This is a genomic window from Hymenobacter sp. CRA2 (assembly GCF_002007105.1).
Classification (GTDB): Bacteria; Bacteroidota; Bacteroidia; order Cytophagales; family Hymenobacteraceae; genus Solirubrum.
Map to the genome: position 1 here is coordinate 171,714 of NZ_MVBC01000002.1, position 21,007 is coordinate 192,720.

Here is a 21,007-nt window from a genome sequence, read left to right on the forward strand (position 1 = left end):
GCGCTACTCGTACACTGCGGGTGCATTGCGTAAATTTCGGGTGCTATGGCTTACACCGATTTCACCGTTTTCGACCTGCGCCAACAGTTCGGGGTACACTTCCGGGCCGACCACCTCTTTCCGGATGCAGCACCAGTAGCCCCGAGCGACTGGCTGCGCCAGTCCATCCGTATCGGGCAGGAAGTGGGCTTCAACAGCGAAAAGTCCCGTTCCGAGCGGCTGGTGACGCCCGTGCTGCTGGAGCTGTGCGAGCTGAACAACCGCTCCTTTTCGATTTATTCGGGCATGAGCCTCGACATCGACCCGGCCCTGGGCCTGCGCGGCGAGTGTGGCTTCATTTGCTCGTTCAGCCGCATTCAGGACTTCATCACGGCCCCGGTCTTTTGCATTGCGGAGGCCAAGAAGCAGGATTTGGAGCAGGGCATTATCCAGTGCGCGGCCCAGCTCATTGCCGCCCGCAAGCTCAACGAGCTGGAAGGCCATTCGCCCCGCACCCTGTTCGGCTGCTCTACCACTGGTATTGAATGGCGCTTTCTTAAGTACGAAGGCAACGAATTTGTACTTGATGAAGGGCGGTATTTAGTCAGCGACTTGCCCTCCTTGCTAGGCGTATTACAGCGCATCGTTGACTTGTCGCGGGAGCAGTTCCACGCAGCCTAAGCCGCCCCAGCGACCAGCCGGTGCCGCGCCGCCCGGAGGCGGCCGGGCGGCGCGGTTCGTGCTGACGGGGCGCAACCTTCCGGCAAGGCTGGTCACGAGTTATACTGCGCTAACCTCGCGCCAGGCAAAGCTCCTCCGTCCGGGCGATATTGCTTCCGGGTAAGTTCAACACAGACCGTGTCGTGATGCCCAAAGGTGATGCCCCTATTTGTGCGCCTCCGCCCCGATGAGCTCCAGCCGCCGCAGCCGGGCTTCGAATGCTTCGCTGGTGGCCGTGGCTTGGGCTTCGGCCGTGACGGCGCGGGTTTTCAGCGCTTCGATCTGCTGCTGCTGCTCCTTGATGGCTTCGAGTAGCACCGGCGTGAGCTGGGCATAGTTCACGGCCTTGTAGCCCTCGGCATCGGTGCTCACCAGCTCGGGGTAGATTTTCTCCACTTCCTGGGCAAGCATCCCCACCTGCTTGGCGCCGGCCGTGCCGCCATGGCGCACCCCCAGCGCGTTCCACTCGTAGCGCACCCCGCGCAGGGCCAGCACGGAGGCCAAGGGGCTGCTGATGGCCCGCACGTTGGTCTTGAAGCGCTGGTCGGAGGTGACGGCCACGTTGTTGGCTCGTATCTGGCCGCTCACATCCAGCTTGTAGCTAGGCGTACCCATGCCGATGCCCACGTTGCCGTTGCCCAGCACCCGCAGCAGCGTGGCGCCCGCCACGTCCTGGTTGGCCCCCTGGCTCACGTCAAGGGCGGCGGTGGTGCCGTTGTTGGCAATCTTGACGGCCAGGCCGGAGGCGTTGGCCGCGGCGTTGGCGTTGTAAAACATGCCCACGTAGCCGGTTTGGCTGGCGGCCCAGGCCAGGGAGCCGGGGTTGCCGCCAGAGCCTTCGCTGCCGATGATGTTGCTGGCGGTATTGGCCAGCTGGGAGTAGGGCGCGGCGACGTTGATGCCCACCCGGCCCGTGTTGGTAATGGCCAGGCCCGTGCTACCACCGTTGCCCACCAGGTAGTACGGGCCCAGGTTGAAGTTGGCTCCGGCCGCCGTAATGGGCTGCCAGGTGCCGTAGCCGACGCCGTCCGACGTCAGTACCTTGCCCGCGGCCTGCGTGCCATCGACGATGCGGATGGCCGAGCCAGTGTTGTTGTAGCCCGGGTTCTGGCAGATGCCCACCCAGCGCAGGGGCGTGGTGGTGCTGCCCGCCGAGAAAAAGCCTGCCCACCCGCCGCCGCGGTAGGCCGTGGCCCAGATACCGTAGTCGTTGGCTGTCGTGGTACCCTCGGGCAGCTTGCCGTAGCCGGAGAGCATCACGCGGGAGTAGCGGGCTCCGAAGTTGCTGCGCGTGATAAGCGCGGTGCTCTGCGTGCCCACGCTGGCGGTCAGCTCGACCTGGGCAGTGGAGTCGCCCAGGGAAGTGGCCGCGGTGCCCAACAGGCGCTGCGCATTCAGGTTGAGGGTCTGGGTGGCGGTGTGGTTGCCCAGGTTGTCGCCGGCGCCGAGGGAGGTCCAGCCGGCGGTGGCTTCGTAGTACCAGAAGCCAGGCATGCCATCGGTCTGGTACACCAGCAGGCCCGCGGGCACAGGCGCGGCAATGGCCGTGCGCTGGGCCTGGGTCAGGCGGGGCACCAGCACGCCCTTGTCGGTGGCTGTTACATCCAGGGCCGCTTTGGCATTGGGGGTGGCCGTGCCGATTCCCACCGAGCCGGCCGGCGCTTGTGCTTGGACGGCAATGGCAGCCGGCAGCGCGGCCAGCAGGAGTAACAGGTGTTTCATAACGGGGAGCAACAGGGTCTGAGTCAAAGGTAACCAATAGAGCGGGCTGGGATTCGATAATCGTCCGCTACCCGGCGCCCGCTGGCACACGCCTGCGACGCGTGCCAGCGGCCCCGCGTCTCTGACGCGCATCAGCCGCGCCGTCTGGTCGATGCTCGTTCAACGAATCGTTCTAACGGACGCGTCGCAGACGCAAAACCGGTCGGCACGCGTCGCAGACGCGCGCCAGCTTACCGAGAAACGCAAAACCGGCCCGCCCCTCTCCCCGAGGCGCGGGCCGGTTTCGTTGCCACCCTTCCCGACTACTGCGGCTTTGCGGCCACCTTGCCGCCCTTGCTGCCCGTCGTCACCAGCTTGCGCGCCGGCCGGTAGCCGTCGAACAGCACCCGGTTCAGCAGCTTGAAAGCCTTCATATCCGCGTCGAGGTGGCGCACTTCGTCCATCAGCGCATCGAGCAAACCTTCCAGGGCCGCCCCGGCCAGCACCCGCTCGTTGATGGTTTTGCGCGTGGCCGGTTGGACCGCTTTATAGGTAACCAGCGCCTCGTGCAGCGGCTCCAGCGCCTTGTCCGTAAGTCCCTGCTTGGCCAGCTCCGGCACCACGGCGGGGCGGGCGGCGCTGCCCAGCACCGCATCGCCCCGATAAAGGCCAATGGCTGCAGCTTGCGCAGCTGCTTGCTGGTAAGCGTGGCAGAGGCCAGCAGGTCGTGGTCACCGAGGCGGGTAGCAATGCTGCTCAGCGGCCCCAGCAGCGTTTTCCTGGCTGCTTTGGCGTCGCCGGTGAGTTGGGCGGTGCGCTTGGCCGTGCCGCCCCGCCTCTGCTCAATCAGCGCGTACTGCGCTACTACGTCGGCGGCATTTTTGGCGGCTACCTCACTTACCGCAATGTCTGCCTGATGGTCTTGCAGATACGTCACTACTTGCCCGCACATGGCCAATTGGTCTTCCCGGTCCTGATTCATTTCCACGAGTATTCAATCACTGACGGAGGCGCTCCGCCCGGCGTCGTAAGTCCTTGCCTACTAAGCCCAAAGCAGCCGACCCGCTCATCAATAGCAACATTCCCACATACCATGATTTTTTGCCTCCAAAACACCCACCAAGCAACCTGCAACACCCGCCGAGCAAGGCAAAACACCTCCCGACCAACCGAAAACACCCGCCGAGCAAGGCGCAGCCGGCCGCGCACCGCCCCACCCGACACTACAGGACACCCCGGCCGCCGGCCGCCGCTACTTTGCCGCAGCCATTCACCAAACGGCCGCCCGCCTGCCAGCGGCGCCCTTCCACCCTACCTCCCCCCGCATGAACCGCATCAAGAGCTTCGGCGTCTTCACCGCTAAGGCCCGGCTGGCCCAGCCCATTGCCGACGCCACCCACACCCTGACGGAAATATCCTTTTTGGTGCTGCGCATCACCACCGAAACCGGCGTGGTGGGCGAGTCCTACCTACTGAGCTTCCAGTACAGCCCGCTGGCCATTGCCGGGGCCGTCAAGGACGTCGGCGCCCTGGTGCTCGGGGCTGAGGTGTCGGAGACGGTGGGCGTGTTTGAGCGCCTGAACCACGCCAACGAGTACTTCGGCCAGGAGGGCATCAACCGCTGGGCGCAGGCCGCCTACAACATTGCCATGTGGGATGCCTGGTGCAAAATCCTGGGCCAGCCCATCTGGAAAGTGCTGGGCACCTCCCGCACCGAAGTGCCCATCTACGGCAGCGGCGGCTGGATTTCCTACTCCGTCGAAGAGCTGATTGCCGAAGTCAGCGGCTACAAAGCCCGGGGCTTCCGGGCCGTCAAGATCAAAGTCGGCAAGCCCGACTGGCGCGAGGACCTGGAGCGCCTGCGGCTGGTGCGCGAGGCCGTCGGCAACGACATCGGCATCATGATGGACGCCAACCAGGGCATGACCGTGCCCAACGCCCTGGCGCTGGCCCGCGCCGCCCGCGAGCTGCACATTCAGTGGTTTGAGGAGCCCATTCCGCACGACGACTTCCAGGGCTACGCCTTGCTGCGCAACCAGGCCGGCATCTCACTGGCTATGGGCGAGCGGGAATACTCCACCCTGCCCCTGCGCGAGCTGCTCACCCGCAACGCCATCGATATCTGGCAGCCCGACATTCTGCGCCTGGGCGGGGTGGAAGCCTGGCGCAACAGCGCCGCCCTGGCCGGCAGCTTCAACATCCCGGTGCTGCCCCATTACTACAAGGACTACGATATCCCCTTGCTGTGCACCATCCCGAACGGGGCCGGCGCCGAGTCGTTCGACTGGATTGACCCGCTCATCGACCACCCCCTGCAGATAACCAACGGCCTGGCCCGCCCCCACGACCGGCCGGGCTGGGGCTTCAGCTTCAAGGACGCCGTGCTCACCGAAATCTAGCCCCGCCCCATGCAGCCCAACTCCGATTCCAAGCTCCGCGCGCTGTTTTCCCTGGCCGGCAAGCGCGTCATCGTCACCGGTGCCTCCAGCGGCCTCGGCCTTGACCAGGCCATTACCCTGGCCGAGTGCGGCGCCGAAGTTTTCGCCCTGAGCCGCTCCGGCCGCATCAAGGTGGAGCACCCCGGCCCGGTCCCCTCCACCATCACCTTCCTGCCCCTCGACGTGACCGACGAAGCCGCCGTGCAGCGCGTGTTCGACGACATTGGCGCCGGCGGGGGCATCGACGTGCTCGTCAACAACGCCGGCATCACCCAGCGCAAGCGGGCCGAGGCGCTGACGACGGCCGAGTGGGACGCCATTCACGCGGTGAACGTGACCAGCGTATTCCGCTGCTGCCGCGCCGCCTTCCCGTACCTGCGCCAGTCCCCCCGCATCGGCCGCATCATCAACGTCGCCTCCATGGCCTCCTACCTGGGCTTTGCGGAAGTGGTGCCCTACAGCTCCAGCAAGTCGGCGGTGCTGGGCATCACGCGCGGCCTGGCCGTGGAGTGGAGCCAGGACAACGTGCTGGTCAACTCCGTGTCGCCGGGCTGGTTCCCCTCGGAGATGAGCCAGCAGGTGATGGACGCCGACCGCCGACAGAAAATCCTGCAGCGCATGCCCCTGCACCGCTTCGGCCGCCCCGAGGAGCTGTCGGCTATGGTCTGCTTCCTGGCCTCGCCGGGCGCCAGCTACATCACCGGCCAGGACTTCAGCGTCGACGGCGGGGCCCTGGCCTTTGGGTTCTGAGCTGGCCGCTTTGCGGAGAAGACTACTTCTAGCAGGTGGCTTCTGGTTGGGCTGGCGGTATACCCGACAACGAAACCGATTCTACTTAACCCAAGTTGCGGAGCCAGAGATAGAAGCTAATTCCCCTCCTCAGATGATTCCGCGCATCAAGCGGCGTGGGGCCAGGGGTGGTTGACCTTACGCTAGAATGTCATCTAGATTCTAGCCCTAACCTTTCAACTACCCCCAACCCCTCATCAGCTGAGGAGGGGAGCTAGCTCTAGCTCCGCAACTTGGGTTACTTATTAGGACGGCTCCCCAACACGGAGTAACCGGTCGATTCGTCTACGGCATCCGCCGAATCCTCGCGGCAGATGCATCTTAGCGCCCCGACCTCTCCTCTGCTCCCACCCATGCTCCGGGTTTCCGCTCCCATCCCATCCCGCACCCTGCCCGTCATCGTGCTGGCCCAATTCTTCTGCACCTCGCTCTGGTTTGCCGGCAATGCCATTGCGCCGGAGTTGGCGGCCACGCTGCACCAACCCGCCGCCTTCGTGGCCCACCTGACCAGCGCCGTGCAGCTGGGCTTCATCACCGGCACGCTGGTGTTTGCCCTGCTGGCCGTGGCCGACCGGTTTTCGCCTTCCCGCGTGTTCGGGCTCAGCGCCCTGGCCGCCGCGGCCTGCAACCTGGGCCTGAACCTGCCCGATGTGGACGCCAGCAGCCTACTGGCGTGTCGGTTTCTGACCGGCTTTTTCCTGGCCGGCATCTACCCCGTGGGCATGAAAATCGCCGCCGACTACGCCCCATCCGGCCTGGGCAAGTGGCTGGGCTTCTTGGTGGGCGCGCTGGTGCTCGGCACGGCGTTTCCGCACTTGCTCAAGAGCGGCGCCGTGCAGCTGCCGTGGCAGGCCGTGGCCTGGACCACCTCGGGGCTGGCGGTGCTGGGTGGCCTGGCCATGTGGGCACTGGTGCCCGATGGCCCCTATCGCCGCGCCGGGCAGCGCCTGCAACTCACCGCGTTCTTGAGCGGCTTCCGGCTGCCGCCCTTCCGGGCGGCGGCCTTTGGCTACTTCGGCCACATGTGGGAGCTGTACACCTTCTGGGCCTTCTTGCCCCTGATGCTCACCAGCTACAACCATACCCACCCCACGGCCGCACTGCCGGTGGCCGCCTGGTCGTTTGGGCTGATCGGGGCGGGCGCGCTGGCCTGCGTGGGCAGCGGGCTGCTCTCGCGGGCGGTGCCGGCCCGCCCCCTGGCCCTGGTAGCGCTGGCCTTGTCGGGGCTGTGCTGCCTGGTGTCGCCGCTGGTGCTGCAGGGGGCTTCGTCGGCCGGGCTGCTGGCCTTTCTGCTGTTCTGGGGTCTGGTGGTGGTGGCTGATTCGCCCATGTTTTCCAGCCTGGTGGCGCAGAACGCGCCCGACACCACGCGCGGCACGGCCCTGACCATCGTCAACTGCCTGGGCTTCGCCATTACCATTGCCAGCATTCAGCTCACCAGCTGGCTGGCCGGATGGGTGCCGCCGCAGCAGCTTTTTCTGGTGCTGGCCGTGGGCCCGGTGCTGGGGCTGCTGACCCAAATCGGCCGCCGCCCGGCCCCGGCATCGTAACCGCCGACGGGCACACTCAGCCGCTTAGGATACGCCGCCGTTCGGGCAGCTGCGGGCCTGATTCAGCCAGAAGCCCGGCCGCCAAACTGGGCAATTGCCTAGCTTTGTCCTCTATGCGCACGGCTTTCAATCAGTGGAAAAAGACGCTGCTGGCGGTGTTGGTGGGCCTAAGCGCCTGCTCCTCACCCGACCAGCAATCCGGCGGGCCCACGGCCGGGCTGGAGGACGTGCGCATCCGCTACTCCGCCCGCCGCGTGGTGCTGCCCGAGGTGCCCGAGCGTGGCCGCATCCTCGACCGCCACGACTCAGTGCTGGTGGCCACTCGCCTGCAGTACCTGTTGCAGCTGCCGCGCCGCGGCCCCCTCGATACCCTGAAACTGGGCGAACTGCTCGGCTGGGACTCCACCACCGTGCGGCGGCGCGTTGCCGAGGCGCTGCCCTACCCGGGCGCCGCCGGCACCCTGGTGCAGCTGCGCCTCAGCGCCACCGAAGCCGAGCGCCTACGCCTCGACAGCAGCACCACGGTGCCCAACCTGACGCTGCTGGAGCAGCGCCGGCGCACCTACACCACCCCGGCCGGCGCGGCCGTGCTGGGCTACACGGCCGCCGAGGCGCAGCCGTTTTTCCGGCAGGCCAAGCGCACGGGCCGGGGCCGCTTCTACCGCCTGCGCAACGGCGGCGTGGAAAGCTACTACAACGGCCTGCTTAGCGGGCACCGCGGCTACCTGCACCCCCTGCTCGATAAGCAGGGCCGCCAGCACGGCAGCTGGGCCAAGGACACTGTCTTCCAGCAAGGCCAGGACCTGCACCTGACCATCGACGCGAAGCTGCAGGCTTACGCCGAAAAGCTGCTTGGCAACCGCAAAGGCTACCTCGTGGCCCTGGACCCGCGCACCGGCGAAATCCTGGCCTACGTGTCGGCGCCGGTGTACCAGGCCGCCACCGTCACCGCTCCCGATCAGGCCGCCATCCGCGCCGAGCTGCTGGAGCACGAAGACCTGCCGCTGCTCAACCGGCCCGCCATGCTGGCCAACCCACCCGGCTCGGTGTTTAAGCTGGTGAATGCCGCCGTGGCCCTGCAGATGCGCGCCATCACGCCCGCCTCGGCCTTTGCCTGCGACCAGTCGCTGGTGAGCTGCGTGCACCGCCACCGCCCCGCCAACACCCTGACCGCCGGCCTGAAGTACAGCTGCAACCCCTACTTCTACCAGGTCATGCGCCGCCTTATCGACTGCGTGCCCGACACCTTGGCCGGCGACACCATCGGCGCGCGCCACGCCAATCTGGCCCAGTGGCGCCGTTACGCCCGCTCGTTCGGGCTGGATTCGGTGCTGGGCGTGGATTTGCCCCGCGAGGCACCCGGCTTTCTGCCCACTCCGGCCTACTATGACAAGGCCCGCCGCACCCGCGGCTGGACCTACCGCTCCATTTACTCGCTGAGCCTGGGGCAGGGCGAAATCAACCTCACCGGCCTGCAAATGGCCAACATGGCCGCCATCATTGCCAACCGCGGCTGGTACTACCCGCCCCACTTGGTGCGCAGCGTGGGCACGAGCGGCCCGCTGCCGCGCTTCACCCGCAAGCACCGCACCCTTATCGACAGCGTGCACTTCGCGGCGCTGATACCGGGCATGGTGGCCGTGCTGCAGCGCGGCGGCACCGCCGATGCCTCCAGCCTGGCCGACGTGGGCATCACTGTGGCCGGCAAAACCGGCACCGTGCAAAACGACGAGGGCGACGACCACGCCGCGTTTGTGGGCTTTGCTCCGGCCAACAACCCCAAGATTGCCGTGGCGGTGTACCTCGAAAACGCCGGCTTCGGGGCCACGGCAGCGGCCCCCTGCGCCGTAATGGTGATGGAAAAGCACCTGCGCGGCTACGTCGCGCCCAAGCGCAAGCGGTGGGAACAGCGCATCGTGCGCCGGGCCCAGGGCGAATAATCGGGCGTGGAGCGCACGGACGGCAGGCGGGCCGCAAGCTCACCGGTTACGGATTATCTATATAGCTTGCCGCGGCTTTAACGTCTGTTCCCTCCATTCTCCCCATTCATGCGCATCAGTCGTTTCGTTGCTTTCGGCGTGTTCCCTTTTGCCGCGGTACTGATGGCAGCGGCCTCCTCGCCGGTGCCTACCACCACGCCGCCCGCCGGTTTCACGCAGGGCGTAATCACCACCCGGGTATCGTTGCCGGGCAACCCTTATGATAAGCTGCTGAGCCAGATCGACCCGGCCAAGGGCAACGTGCAGGCGCAGGTGCAGCAGCTGGCCATGCGGCTGACGCCGGCCGAGCAGCAGCAGTTGCAGGCCGAGGCCGCCAAGCTGCCCCCGGCCCTGGTGATGGGCGCCATGATGCTGCCCCGCAAAGGCACCATCTACTGCCGGGGCCAGGAAGCCCGCGTCAGCACCGATGCGCTGTCGTACCACCTGGAAAACTACTTCGACGGGGCCAAAAACGCCGGCACCATGCTGCTGGCCTCGCAGGCCAACCCGGAGCGCGTGGCCTACACCTACAACGCAGCGACCCTGAAAAAAACCTGGCAGAGCATCGTGGTGACCGAAGAGGACTACACGCTGAAAACCACCACCGAAACCAGCCCGGTAGCCGGCTACCCCAGCCAGAAAACTACCTACACCCTGAAACCGGGCGCGGCCCCCGCCACCGACGAGCCGGGCGGCATGAGCCAGAAGCCGGTAGCCCTGGACGTGTGGACGTCGGTCCAGATTCCGCAGATGCTGAATTTTGCGCACCCGGTGTACGTCAAGGAGAAAAACGGCATCACGAAGTTGGTCGTGTACTTTGATAAGGAGCGTAAGCACAAGCTGGTGTACGAGTTTGCCAGCGTGCAGTCCCGACCGGTGACCCCGCAGGAGCTGCAAATCAAAGCCAATACCCCCATCCTGGACTACGCCAAAGACGAAATGCAAATCGGCATGAAGTCCCTGGCCATCATGCTGGGTGGCGGTCCGAAGAAAACCGGGGCTTCGGACGGCAACGAATAGCCGCTTTGCACCTGCCCTGACCCCAAAAACGGCCCGTTCCTACCCCGGAACGGGCCGTTGTGCTTTCAACTACTGCGGTGGTGCCACCCGCCGCCAGCCTTTTTTCGGCAGCAGCTGTTATAAGGCTATTCTGTCACTGCCCTCTTGCGACCAACTTTATCAATGTCAACCATCACCATCGCGCCTAACTCGGCGCACCCCCTCACGGTCAACCGCCTCGGCTACGGCACCATGCGCCTCACCGGCCCCGACATCTGGGGTGAGCCGGCCAACCGCCCCGAAGCTCTCGAAATCCTGCGCACGGCCGTGGAAAGCGGCGTCAACTTCATCGACACGGCCGACTACTACGGCGAGGACGTGACCAACCGCCTCATCCGCGAGGCGCTGTACCCCTACCGCGACAACCTGGTTATCTGCACCAAAGTGGGTGCAACCCGCCGCCCCGACAAAAGCTGGGTGCCCTTCAACCGCCCCGAAGAGCTGCGCCAGAGCATCGACAACAACCTGCGCACCCTGGGCCAGGAGCAGGTACAGCTGGTGCATCTGCGTCTGATGGGCCAAGGCCCGGTGCCGCTCGACGAGCAGCTCGGGGCCATGTTCGACATGCAGCAGCAAGGCAAGATTCTGCACGTGGGCCTCAGCAACGTCACGCCCGACGATTTGGAAGCCGGCCTCCGCCTCGGCCCCATTGCCACGGTGGAGAACATGTTCAGCTACGCCCAGCGCACCACCGTGCAGCTGCCCCACGGCGCCAACCCCGGCGGCGAGGAAGTGCTGCACCTGTGCGAGCAGCACCAGCTGCCGCTGATTCCCTTCTTCTCCTTGCTGCATGCCCTGCCCAAGCAGCTCAATAAAGTAGCCGAAGTGGCCCGCAAGCACGACGCCACGCCGGCGCAGGTCAATATTGCCTGGCTGCTGCACCACTCGCCGTGGCTGCTGCCTATTCCCGGGACTTCCTCGCTGGCACACCTGCGCGAAAACCTGGCAGCCAAGGCCGTTGAGCTGACTGCCGAGGATATGGAGTACCTGGGGTAGATAGCGCCGCAGGCCCGCGTGCCTGCTGCCGTAAACGAAAGAAGCGCCCGTTCCATCTTAGCGGAACGAGCGCTTCCATTGTGTTGGGCGGCGGCTTACTTGGCCGACGCCGGCTGACCGGCAGGTTGTTGCCGGCGGGCTTCTTCTTTCTGGTAGAAAGCAAGTTCCTGCTGGTACGGGGCGTAGTTCCAGTTGGGGCGGACGGCCACGGCTTTGCGGTTGGCAGCTATTACGGCCTCGGTGTGAGCCGCGGTGAGGAAGGCTTTCACCGAATCAGCCTGAAATGCCACGTGGATTTCTTCCAAAGCGGCTTCCAGCGCCTGAATTTCGGCTCCGCCCTTTCCTTTAAACGTTGCGGCCTCGGTGCGCTTGCGCGGTACCGACTGCCCCCGGAAGCTAAACGGCGTCACGCCCGGACCCGCAGCAGGCGTGGCCGGTGCGGCTGCGTCGGCAGGCTGAACGTTTTTCTGGGCTTTCTTCTGCCGCGCCGCGATGGTAGCAGCGGCCGAAGCAGCTCGCACACCGCCCATCAGCAGCCCGATCTGGGCCTGCGCGTGGTGAACGAAGACGAATAGGACAAGGGTGAAAAGGTATTTCATGCGGTAGGGTTAATGTGGCTAAAGTTGCACAAGGTAAGCACAGCAGCCCAACTGCACCAAGCGGCCTCGGCTGCCAGCGGCACCTGTTTTTACGGGTATGGCTACGCCGGCTCAACACACTGCCGCGTCCAGCGGCTTACCGGTCCGCCGGACGGGGCCGTGCGGCTTGCGCGCAATGGTTACCGCCACCGATATTCGGCTGTCCCAACGGCCCACCATGCACTTTGGCCCCGCCGCTGACGTTGGATCGGTAAGCCTATGAACCCTACCCGGCCTTTCCTCTCCCGCTGCCCTTTTTCTTCTGCCGGCCTGTTGCTGCTTCTGTTGCTGAGTAGCGGGGCTGCGCAGGCCCAGTCCCAATCCCTGGCTGGCATCTGGCAGGGCGTAGAAACCGACCCCGACGAACCGGGCGCTACCTGGCCGGCCGTGCTGCGGGTGCAGAACGGTAAGGGCAACAGCTTATTCGGCGTGCTGTACCAGGAAGCCGGCGGCCGGCCGGGCGTCACGGTCACGTTTCAGGTACAGGCCACGCCCACCGGCACCGGCATGCGCCTGGAGCACCAGCGCAAGCTCAATGAAACGGGCCGCACACTCTCTGGCCACTGGTGCGAAGGCGCCATCAGCTTCACCTACAACGCGGCCGAGGAAAAGCTGACTGGCCGCGCCGATTACGACCCCGTCGGCGACTGCGACAAGGGCGTCTTTACGCTTTACCGCGTCAAGCTGAAATCGGCGGCCACGGTGCCGGCCGCCACCGAAACGGCCATTCGCGTATCGGGCCGCAACGTGCGCTGGTACGCCGACGCGGACCTGAAGCAGCCGGTCAACAGCGGCAACGAGTACCGCACCAAGCTCAGCAAGACCACCACTTTTTACCTGACGCAGAACTACTACCCCACGCGCGAAAGCGCCGTGGTGCCTATTACCATTAAGGTTGGGGGTACGGCGCCTAAGCCGGCCGCCACGCCCAAGCCCACTCCGCCTCCTACCGAGCCGGCGCTGCCCCCGCTCGACACCACCCGCCGCGCCCCGGCTCCCGTGCCGGCGCCCCCCGTCCTGACGGAGCAGCCCGTAGTGCTGCCCACGGTGCTCTTTAAGCTGGGCACGGCCGAGCTGCTCACCGACGGCCTGCCGGCCCTCAACCAGCTGGCCGCGCAGCTGCGGGAACGGCCGGCGCTCAAGCTGCAGATTGCCGGCCACACCGACCGCATCGGCGAGTCAGATAAAAACCAGGTGCTCAGCGAGCAGCGGGCGGAGGCCGTCAAGGCGTACCTGGTGAAGGCCGGCATCGAGGCCGAGCGCCTGAGCACCATCGGCTACGGCGACACGCGGCCCCTGTACCCCTCACCCGACGCGCGCAACCGGCGGGTAGAAGTGGCGGAGGTAAAGTAAGCGGCCGGGTGCCCCGCCGTGCCGCACATCAGCCGCGGTCCGCCAGCCCCGAAACCCGCCTAGATAGGCCTGCCAGCCCGCCCCGGCGCGTATCTTGACCGCCCGCTGACCGCACAACCTATGGCCCTTCGGAATCTTCTTGCCACTGCCACGCTGCTGCTTGCCGGCAGCCTGCCTGGCCTTGCCCAAACCACTGCTACGCCCTGGAACAATAAGTCCTGCGCCGTGGTGCTGACCTACGACGACGCCATCGACGCCGATTTGGACCGCGTGGTGCCGGCCCTGGATTCGGTGAAGCTGCGCGGCACGTTTTACCTCATCGGTTCCTCGCCGGTGGTGGCCAAGCGCCTACCGGAGTGGCGCCGGGCGGCCCAGCGCGGGCACGAGCTCGGCAACCACGCCCTGATGCACCCTTGTGACGGCTCGTTGCCGGGCCGCTCGTTTGTCACGCCCGATAACGACCTGAGCAAATACACTGTGAGCCGGGCCGTGAGCGAAATCCGCGCCACCAACACCCTGCTCACTGCTATCGATGGCAAAACCCAGCGCACCTTCGCTTACCCCTGTGGCGACCGGCAGATGGGCGGGGTATACTTCTACGAGCAGCTGAAAAACGACTTCGTGGCGGCCCGCGGCGTCACCACCGGATTGCAGACCGCGGCGCAAGTGGACTTGAGCAACATCAACGCCGTGATGATCAACGGGACGAGCCGCGAGCAGCTCATTGCCATGGTCAGGCAGGCCCAGCAGGAGCACAAGCTGCTCGTGTTTCTCTTTCACGGCGTGGGCGGCGGGCACAGCCTCAACGTGGACCTGCAAGCGCACCGCCAGCTGCTGCGCTACCTCAAGGCGCAGGAAAAAGATATCTGGGTGGCGCCGATGGTGGAAGTAGCCGCAAAGATCAAGGCCGCCCAGCAAAGCGGCGGCGCTGCCACCGGGACCCGGTAAAGCGGTTGGGAGCCGGGACGGTGCAAAACCCGGTGCTGCCCTAGCAGAACTGCGGGCCGCGGCTGTACCTTACCACTATCGTCACTTGCCACGCTGCCCTATGCCTACGCCCCACCCCAACACCAGCCCGAGCCAGGCCCCAGCCCTGAGCGCGGCGGAGTATTCGCTGTTTAACCAGCCGCCGCTGCCCGCTGCAAAGCCTGCCCCGGCACAAACGCCTGAGCAGCCCGAGCCAGCCCTTACCCAAACGCAACTCCCGACTCCGCTGGGCCCCATGCTGGCCTGCGCCACGGCCGAGGGCATCTGCCTGCTGGAATTCACCGACCGCCCTACCCTGGACGCACAGCTGCTGGACCTCACCCAACGCCTGGGCGCCCTTGCTGCCCCCGGCACCAATCCGCACTTCGAGACGCTGCGCGCCCAATTGGCGGAATACTTTGCTGGCACACGACAGGTATTTACCGTTCCGCTCTTGACGCCGGGTACCGAGTTTCAGCAGGCCGTGTGGGCCGAGCTGCAGCGCATTCCCTATGGCCGCACCCGCAGCTACGGCCAGCAGGCCAATGCTTTGCAGCGCCCCGCCGCCGTACGCGCCGTGGCGGCAGCCAACGGGCAAAACCGGCTGGCCATCCTCATTCCCTGCCACCGCGTCATTGGCGCCGATGGCAAGCTCACGGGCTACGCCGGCGGCCTGTGGCGTAAGCAGCGCCTACTGGCCCTGGAGCGGCAGCACCACCTGCCGGCCGAGGGCTTTCAGACCTCGCTGCTCTAAGTAGCCCTTACTGCATTACCGGTTGCAGCCTGCTTACTACTCGGCTGAAACCAGCATCATGGGCTACTTCGCGCATTTCTTTCGCACGATGGAGAAGTGGCTCGGGCCTGCTAGCCCCGCTACGCCGGAAGCTGGTTTGAGGCGGAACGGCAATCAAACAATGACGCATGCATAACAATTATGTAACAACTGCGTAGTATCTTTGCATCAAGAATCTGATCTACACCAACATAGAACATAGACAATGAAAAAGACCACCGCCGTTTCGACGTTGTTGCTGCTGGGTGGCCTAGGGTCCCTGGGGCTGTGGGCAGCCCGCACCTTGCGCTTTAAGCTGCACATTGATGCGCTTGAAGAAGACTGGAGCGACTACTGCTGCTAATCCAGTTTTTTCCGGGACTTACTTCATATCGCGCCGGCTCCCCATCCAGGGAGCCGGCTTTTTATTGCCCGGCAGCCTATGCAGCCCATCCCGCCCAACGCACCGCCACCAACTCCGCCTGAGTAACAGCGGCCTCCAGCTTATCCGCAGTGAGAAGCAGATGCCCGGCAGCCAGCTGCGGGTGCTAGGGCGTGGAGGCGGCACGGCGCAAGTGAACTGCTCAGCTCATCTGATCTGAAATCGAGAAATTAGCTTTGCTCTTTGCCGACCTACTGCTTTTCCATGCGCGCCTTGCCCTCTTTTTCCCGTTGCAGCTTATTTCTGGCCGTGGGCCTCGGCAGCTTAGGCCTCGCCCACTCAGTTCAGGCCCAGCAGCCCGCCCCGCGCGATACGTCTTTCACCGTCCACAGCGCCTACGTCAAGGCCAAAAAGCAATTCCCCGACATCACGGTGGCCCGGCCGCCGATGCCTAGGAACGTGCGCGCGGCCCTCGCTCAACCTTACTGCACCCTGCCCGGCGGCCGCACCCTGCAGCTGGACGTATTCTACCCCAAGGCCAAGCGCAAGCAGACGTATCCGGCCGTGCTCGTCATCCACGGCGGGGGGTGGGCCTCCGGCGACCGGTCGCAGCACGTGCCGCTAGCCCAGCAGCTGGCCGCCCGCGGTTACGTGGCCGTTACGGCCGAGTACCGCCTCACGCCCGAGGCCCGGTACCCCGCGGCGGTGCAGGATCTTAAAACGGCCATCCGCTGGCTGCGGGCCAACGCCCGCCGCTACGCCATCGACACCACCAAAGTGGCGGTGTGGGGTTTCTCGGCCGGGGGGCAGCTGGCTACGCTCGTGGGCACCACCAACGGGGAGGCGCAGTACGAGGCGGGCTCGTGCTACCGCTCGCACTCCAGCCGCGTGCAGGCTATTGTCGACGCCGATGGCACCCTGGCTTTCATCCATCCCGAGTCGGGCGAGGGCGACGACCGAAAGGGCCCTTCAGCGGCCACGCGCTGGTTTGGGGCCTCCAAAACCGAAAAGCCCGAACTCTGGCACGAGGCCGGCGCCCTCAGCCACGTGTCGGCCCAGACGCCGTCCATCCTGTTCATCAACAGCGGCGTGGACCGCATGCACGCCGGCCGCGACGACATGCGCCGCCAGCTCGACGGCTTCGGCATCTACAGCGAGGTGCACAGTTTCCCGGAGGCCCCTCACCCCTTCCCGCTGTTCAACCCGTGGTTTGAGCCGACGCTGCAATACACCGTCGACTTTCTGAACCGGGTGTTCGGCCGCGGGCCTGCCAGGTAATTGCCGCTACCTTGCGCCCGCCTTTATTCCGCCGCGCTACCTTTTTACCCGTGAAACGCTCTGTGTTCCCGTCCTGGTCGGCGCCGCTGTGCGCCCTGCTGATGCTGGCCGCCTGCCAGTCCCGGCCTGACCGCATCAATTCCGGCGCGGCCGGCGACGCGCCACCTGAAAAGCCGGCCGCCGATGGCCCTACCGTGGCGGAAAGCAGTCAGCAGCTCGCGGGCCGGTTTCTGCCCATCGTCGGGGGCGTATGGCTGAACGCGGATTACCTGGACCGCGTCGGCCGCACCCGCTCGCCCCGTCGGGCGCTGGCCGACATGCCCGGTGGAGCCCATGCCCCCACGGCGCTGCTGCTCAACCCGGCCGAGCGGCAGGCCGATACCCTGCAATTCCTGCTCGGCATCGACAACCACGAGGGCATGACGGCGACCCTGCTTTTTCGTCCGGGCCTCGGCACGACCACCCTGCCCGTGCGCATCAGCACCAACGAGCCGGGCATGAGCCACACGCTCCGCTACCAGCTGCTGGGCCAAGATACCCTGCTGGTACTAAACAGCTATACCCGCCGAGGCAAGCTTCTCCGCACCAACACCTACCGTAAAGCCGCCATTCCACGCGGCAAGGCTCCGGAACTGGACTACGGCACCCAATGGATGCTGCGCCAGCGCCTGTTTGCCGGCCGCTACCGGGGCGTTGATTCCTTGGCGCGGCCCTACTCGGTGCGCTTCGATGCCACGGGCCAGGTGAGTGGCCTGCCCGGCGCCCGTACCTACGCGGTGCAGTACGACTTCACGGGCCCCTACCTGAACCTGGATTACCTCACGCTAAACGCCGCCTCGAAACAGCCCCGGCAGCTGACTTACCGGTTTCACGGCGACACGCTCCGGCTCTACCGCGTGCAGGAAGATACCAGCACGTTTGAGCTGCGGCCGGGCGCGCTGCGCTACACCCTGATCCGGCAGCGCTAGGGCCGCCCGGCAGCGCCAGAACCCGCCGACCTGCTTTTTTTCTGCACCTTCGCCCCGCCGGCCGTATAACCACCTTTGGCCACTACGGCTCCTTTTATCCAAACCTACTTCCATGGAACTGACCTCGCTCAAGCAGCAAATCAGCTACATCATCGGCCGCGACCTGGCCCGCAACTTCGCCGAGCAGGGCGTTGACCTCGACGTGGACACGCTGGCCGCCAGCCTCAAAGAAGCCCTCAGCGGCCAGCAGAGCCGCCTTTCGCCCCAGCAAATGCAGGCGGCCATGCAGCAGTTTCAGCAGCAGATGCAGGCCCAGCAGCCCCAGGGCGGCGGTGGCGGCTCGGCCGAGGAAAACAAGGCCGAAGGCGAAGCTTTCCTGGCCGAAAACAAAAACAAGCCGGGCGTGACCACCCTGCCCAGCGGCCTGCAATACGAAGTGCTGCAGGAAGGCTCGGGCAAAAAAGCCGGCCCGAAAAGCTCCGTTACCACGCACTACCACGGCACGCTGATCGACGGGACGGTGTTTGACTCGTCGTACGAGCGCGGCGAGCCCGCTACCTTCGGCGTCAACCAGGTTATTGCCGGCTGGACAGAAGCTCTGCAGCTGATGAGCGAAGGCGCGAAGTGGCGCCTGTACATTCCCTCGAACCTGGCCTACGGCACCCGCGGCGCCGGCTCAGATATCGGCCCGAACGCGGCGCTGGTCTTCGACGTGGAGCTGCTGAAAGTAAACAACTAAGCAATCCGGCGGGTGGGCGGTTTATCAGAAAAACCGCCCACTCACTCGGCTATGGAACCGATTACTTACGGCTTTGCGCCGCCCCCTTTGCCCCTACCCCGGCCCCCGCAGCAAAGCGCGGACGGCCGCTGGCGCCTCACCGATGACGAGCTGACCTTGGAAGGTCGCACCTACAGCCTGCTGGAGCTGGAGCGCGTGGGCGTGCAGCCCGTGCGCTGGCTGCTCTGGATTATGACCGGGGCCCTGGTGCTGGGCGGCTTCACCCTGGCCTTTCTGCAGGACTGGATTCGTACGCCCACGGCCATGCTCGGCATGGGCATCGGAGCGCTGCTGCTGGCCTGGGGCCGGCGCGGTGCCATTCGGGTGCGGCTGCACCGGCTGGGCCTGCAGGATGCCTACCACGCCCTCTCCGGCGAGCTGGCCGACTGGCAGAAGCTGGCCGCCGAAACCAACCTGCGTATTCACCTGCGCCACCAGCGCGCGGCCGCCGAGGCCATGGCCCTGCTGGCCGCCCAGGAAGCTGCGGCTGCGGCCGCCCGGGACGCCGAAGCCCGCGCTGCTGATGCTGAATCGGCCGCTCCCTCGGCATACGAAGCCATTTAACCGCGCGTAACTGCCCTGTGCCATCGGTGGATGGGGCCCGCGCCTTACCTTTGCGCGCCTCGCCAAAAGAGGCGCCTTTTATTTCTCGTTGTCGCGACATCATGAGTGACACCCAAACCCTGGCGGACAGCAAAACCACGGCCGCCGCGCACCATTCGCACACCGCCATTTCCACGGCGGGCCTGCTCATTGCCCTCGGCATCATTTATGGCGACATCGGCACCTCGCCGCTGTACGTGATGAAAGCCATCGTGCCCAGCGTCATCACCAAAGACCTGGTGTACGGCGGCATCTCGGCCGTGCTCTGGACGCTCACGCTGCAAACCACCGTCAAGTACGTGCTGCTCACGCTGAACGCGGACAACAACGGTGAAGGCGGTATCTTCTCGCTCTACACCCTGGTGCGCCGGCGCGGAGCCTGGCTCTCGGCCGTGGCCATCGTGGGCGGGGCGGCCCTGCTCGCCGACGGGGTCATCACCCCGCCGATTTCGGTATCCTCGGCCATCGAAGGGCTGGAAGCGGTTTACCCCGGCATCCCGACGATGTACATCGTCATTGCCATTCTTTTCGGGCTGTTTTTCCTGCAGAGCTTCGGCACGCAGATCGTGGGTAAAGCCTTCGGGCCCATCATGTTCCTGTGGTTTTCGATGCTGGCGGTGCTCGGCGTATACGGCATCACGCAGCACCCCGAGATTCTGCAGGCCCTGAACCCCTACTACGCTTATAACATGCTGGTGAACACGCCCGGCGGCTTCTGGCTGCTCGGGGCCGTGTTCCTGTGCACCACCGGGGCCGAGGCCCTGTACTCTGACCTGGGCCACTGCGGCAAGGGCAACATCCGCATCAGCTGGACCTTTGTGAAGCTGTGCCTGGTGCTCAACTACTTCGGCCAGGGCGCCTGGCTGATGGAGCACGCCGGACAGCAGCTCAACGGCCGCAACCCCTTCTACTCCCTCATGCCCGAGTGGTTCCTGCTCATCGGCATCGGCATTGCCACCATTGCCGCCATCATTGCCTCCCAGGCCCTGATTACCGGCTCGTTTACGCTGGTGGCCGAAGCCATCCGCCTGAACATGTGGCCCAAGGTGAAGCTGAACTACCCCACCGACGTGAAGGGCCAGCTCTACGTGCCTTCCATGAACCGCCTGCTCCTGCTGGGCTGCATTGCGGTGGTGCTCTACTTTCAGCGCTCCGAGCACATGGAAGCGGCCTACGGCCTGGCCATTACCATCACCATGCTCATGACCACGCTGCTGCTGAGCATGTGGCTGCGCTCCAAGCGCGTGGCCACGCCGCTGGTGTTGCTCTTCCTGGTGGTGTACGGCGCCATCGAAGGCTCCTTCCTGGTGGCCAACCTCATCAAGTTTCCCCACGGCGGCTGGGTGTCGGTAGCCATCAGCCTGTGCCTGATTTCGGTGATGTACGTGTGGCTGCGCGCCTTCTACATCAAGCGTCGCCTGACGGAATTCGTCAAGATTGACCCGTACATGGACGCGCTGAAGGAGCTCAGCAACGACGAGACGGTGCCCAAGTACGCTACCCACCTCGTGTTCATGTCCTCGGCCGAGCGACAGACGGAAATCGAGTCGAAAATCATCTACAGCATCTTCCAGAAGCGGCCCAAGCGCGCCGACATCTACTGGTTTGTGCACGTGGATACCACCGACGAGCCGTACACTATGGAGTACAAGGTGACGGAGCTGGCCCCGAACGACGCCTTCCGCGTGACCTTCCGCCTGGGCTTCCGGGTGGAGCAGCGCATCAACCTGTACTTCCGCAAGGTGGTGGAAGACCTGGTGCGCAACAAGGAAGTGGACATCACCTCGCGCTACGAGTCCTTGAGCAAGCAGCACGTCACCGGCGACTTCCGCTTTGTGGTGCTGGAAAAATTCCTTTCCGTGGAAAACGAGCTGCCGCTGGTAGAAAACCTCGTGATGCAGGCCTACTTCTACATCAAGCAGTTCATTGCCTCGGAGGACAAGTACTTCGGTCTGGATACGTCCTCGGTGAAAATCGAGAAGGTGCCTTTGATTCTGACGCCCACGCGCAACGTGTCGCTGAAGCGCGTTTACTAAGTCCCAAATCCGCTTTTTACGG

The 21,007-nt window shown here is 65.2% G+C and carries 19 protein-coding genes; 16 read left to right on the forward strand and 3 right to left on the reverse strand.

Annotated elements, in window-relative coordinates; all coding sequences use genetic code 11:
* The first annotated feature begins 45 nt into the window (after positions 1-45).
* Entirely contained in the window at positions 46-660 is a 615-nt protein-coding gene (locus B0919_RS04485) for a hypothetical protein (protein WP_078011024.1), read from the forward strand.
* A gap of 204 nt (positions 661-864) precedes the next feature.
* Here the strand turns inward: B0919_RS04485 and B0919_RS04490 are convergent, their stop codons facing one another.
* Positions 865-2,421 carry a tail fiber domain-containing protein gene (locus B0919_RS04490; protein ID WP_078011025.1) on the reverse strand — a complete coding sequence of 519 codons (1,557 nt, stop codon included), beginning with the start codon at positions 2,419-2,421 and terminating at the stop codon, positions 865-867.
* Between the two features lie 302 nt (positions 2,422-2,723).
* Entirely contained in the window at positions 2,724-3,050 is a 327-nt protein-coding gene (locus B0919_RS04495; RefSeq protein WP_078011026.1) for a hypothetical protein, read from the reverse strand.
* Positions 3,051-3,725: 675 nt separating this feature from the next.
* Here B0919_RS04495 and B0919_RS04500 point away from each other — a divergent pair.
* From B0919_RS04500 to B0919_RS04525, 6 genes are all read left to right on the forward strand, one after another.
* The gene (locus B0919_RS04500) at positions 3,726-4,799 is read left to right on the forward strand and encodes a mandelate racemase/muconate lactonizing enzyme family protein (RefSeq protein WP_078011027.1); all 1,074 of its coding nucleotides are present in this window, start codon (positions 3,726-3,728) and stop codon (positions 4,797-4,799) included.
* Positions 4,800-4,808: 9 nt separating this feature from the next.
* A complete protein-coding gene (locus tag B0919_RS04505) occupies positions 4,809-5,588 on the forward strand; it encodes an SDR family NAD(P)-dependent oxidoreductase (protein WP_078011028.1) in 780 nt (259 codons plus the stop codon).
* A 392-nt stretch (positions 5,589-5,980) separates the two neighbouring features.
* Entirely contained in the window at positions 5,981-7,177 is a 1,197-nt protein-coding gene (locus B0919_RS04510; RefSeq protein ID WP_078011388.1) for an MFS transporter, read from the forward strand.
* A 113-nt stretch (positions 7,178-7,290) separates the two neighbouring features.
* Positions 7,291-9,117 (forward strand): peptidoglycan D,D-transpeptidase FtsI family protein, encoded by a 1,827-nt coding sequence (locus tag B0919_RS04515; RefSeq protein ID WP_176132850.1) that lies wholly within the window; start codon positions 7,291-7,293, stop codon positions 9,115-9,117.
* 108 nt (positions 9,118-9,225) lie between these two features.
* Complete coding sequence (locus B0919_RS04520; protein WP_078011030.1) at positions 9,226-10,176, forward strand: hypothetical protein; 951 nt, start codon at positions 9,226-9,228, stop codon at positions 10,174-10,176.
* A gap of 162 nt (positions 10,177-10,338) precedes the next feature.
* A complete protein-coding gene (locus B0919_RS04525; protein WP_078011031.1) occupies positions 10,339-11,211 on the forward strand; it encodes an aldo/keto reductase in 873 nt (290 codons plus the stop codon).
* 95 nt (positions 11,212-11,306) lie between these two features.
* On the opposite strand, the gene B0919_RS04530 is transcribed toward B0919_RS04525, so the two are convergent.
* Positions 11,307-11,810, reverse strand: a complete 504-nt coding sequence (locus tag B0919_RS04530; protein ID WP_078011032.1) for a hypothetical protein — start codon at positions 11,808-11,810, stop codon at positions 11,307-11,309.
* Between the two features lie 312 nt (positions 11,811-12,122).
* Between B0919_RS04530 and B0919_RS04535 the strand changes: the two genes are divergently transcribed.
* The 9 genes from B0919_RS04535 to B0919_RS04570 all read left to right on the forward strand — a co-directional run bounded on the left by B0919_RS04535 (position 12,123) and on the right by B0919_RS04570 (position 20,985).
* Entirely contained in the window at positions 12,123-13,202 is a 1,080-nt protein-coding gene (locus B0919_RS04535; RefSeq protein ID WP_139361906.1) for an OmpA family protein, read from the forward strand.
* Between the two features lie 120 nt (positions 13,203-13,322).
* Positions 13,323-14,150: a polysaccharide deacetylase family protein gene (locus tag B0919_RS04540; RefSeq protein WP_078011034.1), complete on the forward strand. Its 828-nt coding sequence runs from the start codon at positions 13,323-13,325 to the stop codon at positions 14,148-14,150.
* Positions 14,151-14,250: 100 nt separating this feature from the next.
* Positions 14,251-14,922: a methylated-DNA--[protein]-cysteine S-methyltransferase gene (locus tag B0919_RS25920; protein ID WP_078011035.1), complete on the forward strand. Its 672-nt coding sequence runs from the start codon at positions 14,251-14,253 to the stop codon at positions 14,920-14,922.
* Between the two features lie 244 nt (positions 14,923-15,166).
* Positions 15,167-15,304 carry a hypothetical protein gene (locus B0919_RS25120; protein WP_176132851.1) on the forward strand — a complete coding sequence of 46 codons (138 nt, stop codon included), beginning with the start codon at positions 15,167-15,169 and terminating at the stop codon, positions 15,302-15,304.
* 291 nt (positions 15,305-15,595) lie between these two features.
* The gene (locus tag B0919_RS04550) at positions 15,596-16,600 is read left to right on the forward strand and encodes an alpha/beta hydrolase (protein WP_254846480.1); all 1,005 of its coding nucleotides are present in this window, start codon (positions 15,596-15,598) and stop codon (positions 16,598-16,600) included.
* Positions 16,601-16,650: 50 nt separating this feature from the next.
* Positions 16,651-17,568, forward strand: coding sequence for a hypothetical protein (locus B0919_RS04555; protein ID WP_139361907.1), 918 nt, complete (start codon positions 16,651-16,653; stop codon positions 17,566-17,568).
* Positions 17,569-17,680: 112 nt separating this feature from the next.
* On the forward strand, positions 17,681-18,307 hold the full coding sequence (locus B0919_RS04560; protein WP_078011038.1) for an FKBP-type peptidyl-prolyl cis-trans isomerase N-terminal domain-containing protein: 627 nt from the start codon (positions 17,681-17,683) through the stop codon (positions 18,305-18,307).
* A gap of 51 nt (positions 18,308-18,358) precedes the next feature.
* Positions 18,359-18,910 carry a hypothetical protein gene (locus tag B0919_RS04565; protein ID WP_078011039.1) on the forward strand — a complete coding sequence of 184 codons (552 nt, stop codon included), beginning with the start codon at positions 18,359-18,361 and terminating at the stop codon, positions 18,908-18,910.
* 101 nt (positions 18,911-19,011) lie between these two features.
* A complete protein-coding gene (locus B0919_RS04570) occupies positions 19,012-20,985 on the forward strand; it encodes a KUP/HAK/KT family potassium transporter (protein ID WP_078011040.1) in 1,974 nt (657 codons plus the stop codon).
* Positions 20,986-21,007 lie beyond the last annotated feature (22 nt).